Below are 6891 nucleotides of genomic sequence, written 5' to 3' on the forward strand. Positions count from 1 at the left end.
CCCACCTTATGTGTCCACTCGTACGGAGAACTCACCCTCGGAGACCCGCGCGCGCAGGGCCTCGCCGGCCCCCACCTCGCCCGGGGCGCGGACCACGTGCCCGTCCGCCTTCTGCAGCACGGCGTACCCGCGCTTCAGGGTCGCGGCAGGGGAGAGGGCCACCACGCGCGCGTGCGTGTGCGTCAGCTCCGAGTCGGCGCGGTCGAGCTGATGCCGCAGACAGCGCCGGCCCCGGTCGAGCAGGTCCGCCACCTGGCCGGCCCGCACGTCGATCATCCGGTGCGGATCCTCTATCGACGGCCGCGCGAGCGCGTGCGCCAGCCCGCGCTCCTCTCGCTCCACCAGCGCCGCCACACACCGCCGCGCCCGGTCCCGCAGCAGCCGCACCCGCTCGTACTCCTCGCCGACGTCCGGCACGACCTTCTTCGCGGCGTCGGTGGGGGTGGAGGCGCGCAGGTCGGCGACCTGGTCCAGCAGCGGGCTGTCCGGCTCGTGCCCGATCGCGGACACCAGGGGCGTACGGCACTGCGCGACCGTCCGGATCAGCTGCTCGTCGGAGAACGGCAGCAGGTCCTCCACGCTGCCGCCGCCCCGGGCGACGATGATCACGTCCACGTCGTCGATCGCGTCGAGCTCCTTCACGGCCTGCACGAGCTGAGGCACGGCGTGCACACCCTGCACGGCGACGTTGCGCACCTCGAAGCGGACGGCGGGCCAGCGGTGCCGGGCGTTCTCCAGGACGTCCCGCTCGGCGGCCGAGGCCCGTCCGCAGACCAGCCCGATCAACTGCGGCAGGAACGGCAGCGGCTTCTTGCGCTCCGCCGCGAACAGCCCCTCGCGCGCGAGGGCCTTCTTCAGCTGCTCCAGGCGCGCGAGCAGCTCACCGACCCCGACGGGCCGTATCTCGGCGGCCCGAAGCGACAGCTGGCCGCGCGGGGCGTACCACTCGGGCTTCGCGAGGACGACGACCCGGGCGCCCTCGCTCACCACGTCCGCGACGGCGTCGAACACCTGCCGGTAGCAGGTGACGCCGACGGAGATGTCGTACGACGGGTCCCGCAGCGTCAGGAACACCACACCCGCGCCCGGCCGCCGCGACAACTGCGTGATCTGCCCCTCGACCCACACCGCCCCGAGCCGGTCGATCCAGCCCCCGATGAGCCGCGACACCTCGCCGACGGGCAGCGGTGCTTCCGGAGTCGTGTTCACAGCCATGCGGCGAGGGTAGTGGGCGGCACCGACAACCCGGCTCAACCACCCTGCCGGCACCGGCACCTCACGGGGGCGGCGGCACCGCCCGCCGGCTTCCCTGCACCGCCGGCACCGCCAACCCCACCACCAGCCACACCGCACCCACCACCTGGGCCGTTCCCGACGCCTCCACGATCACGGCGATCGTGATCGCCGCTCCCGCCGCCGGAGCCAGCACATGGCGCCACCAGATCACCGGGCCGCCCCGGCGCTTGACCGCGAACCAGCCCACCACGCTCGCGTGCGGCATCGTGAACGCCGTCAGCGCGCCCACGTCGACCACCGGCACCAGCTGGTCCATGCCGTCGTCGTGGCGGGCCGCCCACACCGCCGCCACCAGGGTCACCACGGCCGCGCACAGCAGTGCCCCCCGGGGCACCCCGTCGCTCGTCCGGGACAGCAGGTGCGGCAGCCGCCGGTCACGTCCCACGGCGAACAGCAGCCGGCCCGCGGCGGCCTGCCCCGCCAGCGCCGCGAACGCCGCACCATCGCCTCGCTGTCGCGGCCCCGGAGAACAGAAAGGCGACCGCCGGGATCAGGACGTAGTCGAGCATCGTCATCCGGCCGGCCGCGAACCCGGCCCCCGTTCCCGAGCCCGGCACGCGCGTAGGCGAACACCGAACCCGCCCGGGGGACCACCCGGACCATCTGCGCGTAGCTGAACGCGGTGAACGCCATCGCGTCCGTGGCGACGACGGAGACCAGCGCGACCGCGCCGTGCGACTTGGCGTCCAGCGTGCCGAAAACCCCCACCGGGGCCATCGGCGCGGTGAACAGCAGTCCGTGGACGACCAGGTCGCGAAAGCCGAGACTGCGCCGCAGCGCGGGCTCCCGCTCGGCCGTACGGGCCTGCGTGCCGGACTCGGACATCACGCCTCCGCTCCCGCTGTACGTCACTCGCGCCGCGCGATGTCAGTCTTCCCGGGGGGCTCCACACGGACGCGATCTTTGACCCGCCGAACGCGGCCTTACGATGGGACGCATGTCTGCTTCGCCTGGCCGCCGTGTCCTGCTCGCCGCCCCCCGTGGCTACTGCGCGGGTGTGGACCGCGCCGTGATCGCCGTCGAGAAAGCCCTGGAGCAGTACGGCGCTCCGGTGTACGTCCGGCACGAGATCGTCCACAACAAGTACGTCGTGCAGACCCTGGAGAAGAAGGGAGCGATCTTCGTCGAGCAGACGGAGGAAGTGCCCCCGGGGAACATCGTCATGTTCTCCGCGCACGGCGTGGCCCCCGTCGTCCACGAGGAGGCCGAGCGCGGCAAGCTCGCCACCATCGACGCAACCTGCCCCCTGGTCACCAAGGTCCACAAGGAAGCCGTCCGCTTCGCCGGCGAGGACTACGACATCCTCCTGATCGGCCACGAGGGCCACGAGGAGGTCATCGGCACCTCCGGCGAGGCCCCCGACCACATCCAGCTCGTCGACGGCCCGGGCGATGTGGCGAAGGTCGAGGTCCGCGACCCCTCCAAGGTCGTCTGGCTCTCCCAGACCACCCTGTCCGTCGACGAGACGATGGAGACCGTCGACGCCCTGAAGGACAAGTTCCCGCAGCTCATCTCCCCGCCCAGCGACGACATCTGCTACGCCACGCAGAACCGCCAGCTGGCCGTGAAGCAGATGGGCGCCGAGTCGGAGCTGGTCATCGTCGTCGGCTCGCGCAACTCCTCCAACTCCAAGCGGCTCGTCGAGGTCGCCAAGATCGCCGGCGCCCGCGAGGCCTACCTCGTGGACTTCGCCGACGAGATCGACGAGGCCTGGCTGGAGGGCGTGACCACGGTCGGCGTCACCTCCGGCGCCTCCGTCCCGGAGATCCTGGTCGAGCAGGTCCTGGAGTACCTCTCCACGCGCGGCTTCGAGGACGTCGAGATCGTCAAGGCGGCCGAGGAGTCCATCACGTTCTCCCTGCCCAAGGAGCTCCGCCGCGACCTGCGCGAGGAGGCCGCGATCCTGGCCGCCGAGCGCGGTGGCGCCGGGACCGGTGAACATTCCGGGGAGTGATCGGGGACAGGCCGGGCAGCACCGCTGTCCGGCCTGTGACTGTCAGTCGTTCGTCGTAACGTAGGGCCATGCAGATCTTCGGAGTGGACATCGGCGGATCCGGGATCAAGGGTGCCCCGGTGGACCTGGACAAGGGCGACCTCGCGCAGGAGCGCCACAAGGTCCTCACCCCGCATCCGGCCACGCCCGACGCGGTGGCCGACGGCGTCAAGCAGGTCGTCGACCACTTCGGCTGGACGGGCCCGATCGGGGTCACCTTCCCCGGCGTGGTCACCGACGGAGCCACGATCCGCACGGCGGCCAACGTCGACGACAGCTGGATCGACACCGACGCCCGCGCGCTGCTCGGCGAGCGGCTGGGCGGACTGCCGGTGACAGTGGTCAACGACGCGGACGCGGCGGGCGTCGCCGAGATGCACTTCGGCGCCGGCCGCGACCACCGGGGCACGGTCATCCTGCTGACCCTCGGCACCGGCATCGGCAGCGCGGTCTTCGTCGACGGCGTGCTCGTCCCCAACACCGAGCTGGGCCACCTGGAGCTCGACGGGCACGACGCCGAGAAGCGGGCCTCCAGCAAGGCCCGCGAGGACCACGACATGACGTGGGAGCACTGGGCGGTGCACCGTGTGACCAAGTACCTCGCCCATGTCGAGATGCTGTTCTCGCCGGAGCTGTTCATCATCGGCGGCGGCGTCAGCCGCAAGGCCCACAAGTTCCTGCCCTCCATCGAGGGCATCAAGGCGGAGATCGTCCCGGCGCAGCTGCAGAACAACGCGGGGATCGTGGGCGCGGCGATGCGGGCGGCCGGACACTAGCCGCATCCGCAGGTGCCGCCCGCCCCGGGGACGGAGCCTGGGGCCGGCGCCCCCCTCGAACCGCGAGAGGTCAGACCGGCGGCCGGACCCCTGCCGTCCGTCGCCGGTGCACCAGCCGGATCCGCCGCACGATCACGAGCAGCCCGGCGACGAGAGTGCCTCCGTACAGCCAGCCTGCCTGCGTGGCGAGTGCCGTCACCAGGCCCATCAGCGTGCCGCCGGTCCCGTCCTCGCCGTCGGCCATGGGCAGCAGCCCCACGGCGAACGCGATCGGCACCACGACGGGCGCGGTCATCAGGTCCCTCCGGCGCACCCAGAGGGCGGTCAGCGCACTCACCGGCAGGAACAGCACGCCGTACGCCGTCAGGGACGCCCCGAACAGCGCCGAGCAGAGCGCGCCGAGCAGGAACATCACCACCGCGCAGAACAGCCCGCTGCCCAGGCCGGTCAGCCGTGGGTTCGGCAGCCCTCGCGCGGCGGGTGCCGGAGCGGGCGTGGGCCGTCGTACCGGCACCGGACGGCGCCGCGGCCCCGGCGGCCGGGCCGCACGCACGGGCTCGCCCCCCGCTCCCCGTCCCGCCTGTGACGGCACGGGTTGCCGGGGCGGCCTGGGCCGGTCCCGTCGCGGTCCGTACTGGGGAGATCGCGTCCTGTATTGCTCCACCGCACCAACTTAGGTCGTTCAATATGCCGAATAGGCCTTCAGACACGCCGTCGGCCGCGGCTTGGCCAAGCGTTCGATACGTCGCCCGGGTGGTTCCGGACACGCCGTAGACTGGTGGATCGGCCGGTCCTCTGGCCCTCTGGCCCTCCACTCACGGGAAGTCGCAACGTGTCGCTCACGATCGGAATCGTCGGTCTGCCGAATGTCGGCAAGTCGACCCTGTTCAACGCCCTGACCAAGAACGACGTGCTGGCGGCCAACTACCCGTTCGCCACGATCGAGCCCAACGTGGGCGTGGTCGGTGTCCCCGACCCCCGCCTGACGAAACTGGCGGAGATCTTCTCCTCACAGCGGGTCCTTCCGGCCACGGTCGACTTCGTCGACATCGCCGGCATCGTGCGCGGCGCCTCCGAGGGTGAGGGCCTGGGCAACAAGTTCCTCGCGAACATCCGCGAGTCCGACGCGATCTGCCAGGTCATCCGGGCCTTCAAGGACGAGAACGTCGTGCACGTGGACGGCAAGGTCTCGCCGAAGGACGACATCGAGACGATCAACACCGAGCTGATCCTCGCGGACCTGCAGACCATCGAGAAGGTCCTGCCGCGCCTCCAGAAGGAGTCGCGCATCAAGAAGGACATCGCGCCGAAGGTCAAGGCCGTCGAGGAGGCCAAGGAGATCCTGGAGAAGGGCGACACGCTGTTCTCCGCGGGCATCGTCCAGGGCTCCGGCAACGAGGAGCTCCTGCACGACCTGCACCTGCTCACCACCAAGCCGTTCCTCTACGTCTTCAACGTCGATGAGGACGAGCTGACCGACGAGGACTTCAAGAACGAGCAGCGGGCCCTGGTCGCCCCGGCCGAGGCGATCTTCCTCAACGCCAAGCTGGAGGCGGACCTCGCCGAGCTCGACGAGGACGAGGCGCTGGAACTCCTCCAGTCCGTCGGCCAGGAGGAGCCGGGCCTCGCGACCCTGGCCCACGTCGGCTTCCGTACGCTGGGCCTCCAGACGTACCTGACCGCAGGCCCCAAGGAATCCCGCGCCTGGACCATCAAGAAGGGCGCCACGGCCCCCGAGGCCGCCGGCGTCATCCACACCGACTTCCAGAAGGGCTTCATCAAGGCGGAGGTCATCTCCTTCGGCGACCTGGTGGAGACGGGTTCGGTGGCGGAGGCCCGCGCGAAGGGGAAGGCGCGGATGGAGGGCAAGGAGTATGTGATGCAGGACGGGGATGTGGTGGAGTTCCGCTTCAACGTGTGAGCGGATGAAGTAGCAGCACGTTGACGACCGGACAACCATGCAAATCAAGTGAGGTCGACTCCTCCGAGTGCCGACCCCTCACTGTGTCCCGTGGTGGGATGGTGCTGTGTTTTCTGGTGGTCCGTCACCTGATTGGCTCTGTGTGAGGCGACCATGAGTGGTACGTTATTCGGTACCACTTGATGTAGGGAGTCAGCTCATGTCGATAACTGCGAGCGAAGCGCGCAAGGCTCTCTTTCCGCTGATCAAGAAGGTCAACGACGACCACGAGGCCATCGAGATCGTCTCCAAGCATGGCAACGCCGTGCTTGTCTCGGCCGAGGACTACGCGGCGCTGCGCGAGGGCTCGTACCTGCTGCGCTCGCCTGCGAATGCGCGGCGACTGCTCAAGGCTTACGAGAATGCCCTGAGCAACGTCGATGTGTCGGAGCGCGCGCTGATCGATCCCGATGTGGCGGATGTTGCTGAGAGTGGCGCGTGAGGCTTGTCTTCGAGGACCAGGGCTGGGAGGACTACACGTCCTGGCTCAAGAACGACCGCAAGATGCTCGCTCGGATCAACAAGCTCATCGAGGACGTCAAGCGTGACCCCTTCACGGGGATCGGCAAGCCCGAGCCGTTGAAGTACCACTTGCCGGGGGCGTGGTCGAGACGGATCGACGATGAGCATCGCCTTGTGTACCTGGTCACGGACAAGGAGATCGTGACCCTCGCCGCCCGCTACCACTACTGACCCCTAAGGGGTCCTTTCACTATGAGCGTCCGGGTCGCGCGGCCTGGCACCGCACCTCGCCGCGTTGCCGAAAAGCCCTATTGATCCGAAACGGTAGGTGTTCTGGGTCGTTGATCCCTGCGTGAGTGAACTGGTGGGGGACGCGCGGCAGTTGTCGCCGTCGGCGCAGGAGG

Annotated in this window: 7 protein-coding genes and 1 pseudogene; 5 read left to right on the plus strand and 3 right to left on the minus strand. The window is 69.8% G+C overall.

What is annotated here, in order from left to right; genetic code table 11:
* Positions 1–6 precede the first annotated feature (6 nt).
* Both xseA and HDC93_RS22410 read right to left on the minus strand, forming a co-directional pair.
* Positions 7–1215 (minus strand): exodeoxyribonuclease VII large subunit, encoded by a 1209-nt coding sequence (gene xseA / locus HDC93_RS22405; RefSeq protein WP_185012643.1) that lies wholly within the window; start codon positions 1213–1215, stop codon positions 7–9.
* A gap of 61 nt (positions 1216–1276) precedes the next feature.
* Positions 1277–2121: pseudogene (locus HDC93_RS22410) on the minus strand (hypothetical protein).
* Positions 2122–2224: 103 nt separating this feature from the next.
* Between HDC93_RS22410 and HDC93_RS22415 the strand changes: the two are divergent.
* Positions 2225–3250, plus strand: a complete 1026-nt coding sequence (locus HDC93_RS22415; protein ID WP_185012644.1) for a 4-hydroxy-3-methylbut-2-enyl diphosphate reductase — start codon at positions 2225–2227, stop codon at positions 3248–3250.
* Between the two features lie 68 nt (positions 3251–3318).
* On the plus strand, positions 3319–4065 hold the full coding sequence (gene ppgK, locus HDC93_RS22420; RefSeq protein WP_185012645.1) for a polyphosphate--glucose phosphotransferase: 747 nt from the start codon (positions 3319–3321) through the stop codon (positions 4063–4065).
* A 70-nt stretch (positions 4066–4135) separates the two neighbouring features.
* Here ppgK and HDC93_RS22425 read toward each other — a convergent pair whose 3' ends face one another.
* Entirely contained in the window at positions 4136–4729 is a 594-nt protein-coding gene (locus HDC93_RS22425) for a DUF6542 domain-containing protein (protein ID WP_185012646.1), read from the minus strand.
* A gap of 168 nt (positions 4730–4897) precedes the next feature.
* On the opposite strand from HDC93_RS22425, the gene ychF reads away from it, so the two are divergent.
* The 3 genes from ychF (at position 4898) to HDC93_RS22440 (ending at position 6718) form a co-directional block, all read left to right on the plus strand.
* A complete protein-coding gene (gene ychF / locus HDC93_RS22430) occupies positions 4898–5986 on the plus strand; it encodes a redox-regulated ATPase YchF (RefSeq protein WP_185012647.1) in 1089 nt (362 codons plus the stop codon).
* A 199-nt stretch (positions 5987–6185) separates the two neighbouring features.
* Positions 6186–6467, plus strand: a complete 282-nt coding sequence (locus tag HDC93_RS22435) for a type II toxin-antitoxin system Phd/YefM family antitoxin (RefSeq protein WP_185012648.1) — start codon at positions 6186–6188, stop codon at positions 6465–6467.
* Positions 6464–6718 (plus strand): Txe/YoeB family addiction module toxin, encoded by a 255-nt coding sequence (locus HDC93_RS22440; protein ID WP_185012649.1) that lies wholly within the window; start codon positions 6464–6466, stop codon positions 6716–6718. The genes HDC93_RS22435 and HDC93_RS22440 overlap by 4 nt, the downstream gene beginning before the upstream one ends.
* Positions 6719–6891 lie beyond the last annotated feature (173 nt).

The sequence above is a fragment of the Streptomyces sp. AK010 genome (assembly GCF_014207295.1).
Classification (GTDB): Bacteria; Actinomycetota; Actinomycetes; order Streptomycetales; family Streptomycetaceae; genus Streptomyces; species Streptomyces massasporeus.

Bases quoted from the DNA above. Each gene is read 5' to 3' on its own strand.
- HDC93_RS22435 (WP_185012648.1), top strand. From the start codon at position 6,186: ATGTCGATAACTGCGAGCGAAGCGCGCAAGGCTCTCTTTCCGCTGATC.
- ppgK (WP_185012645.1), top strand. From the start codon at position 3,319: ATGCAGATCTTCGGAGTGGACATCGGCGGATCCGGGATCAAGGGTGCC.
- HDC93_RS22415 (WP_185012644.1), top strand. From the start codon at position 2,225: ATGGGACGCATGTCTGCTTCGCCTGGCCGCCGTGTCCTGCTCGCCGCC.
- xseA (WP_185012643.1), bottom strand. From the start codon at position 1,215: ATGGCTGTGAACACGACTCCGGAAGCACCGCTGCCCGTCGGCGAGGTG.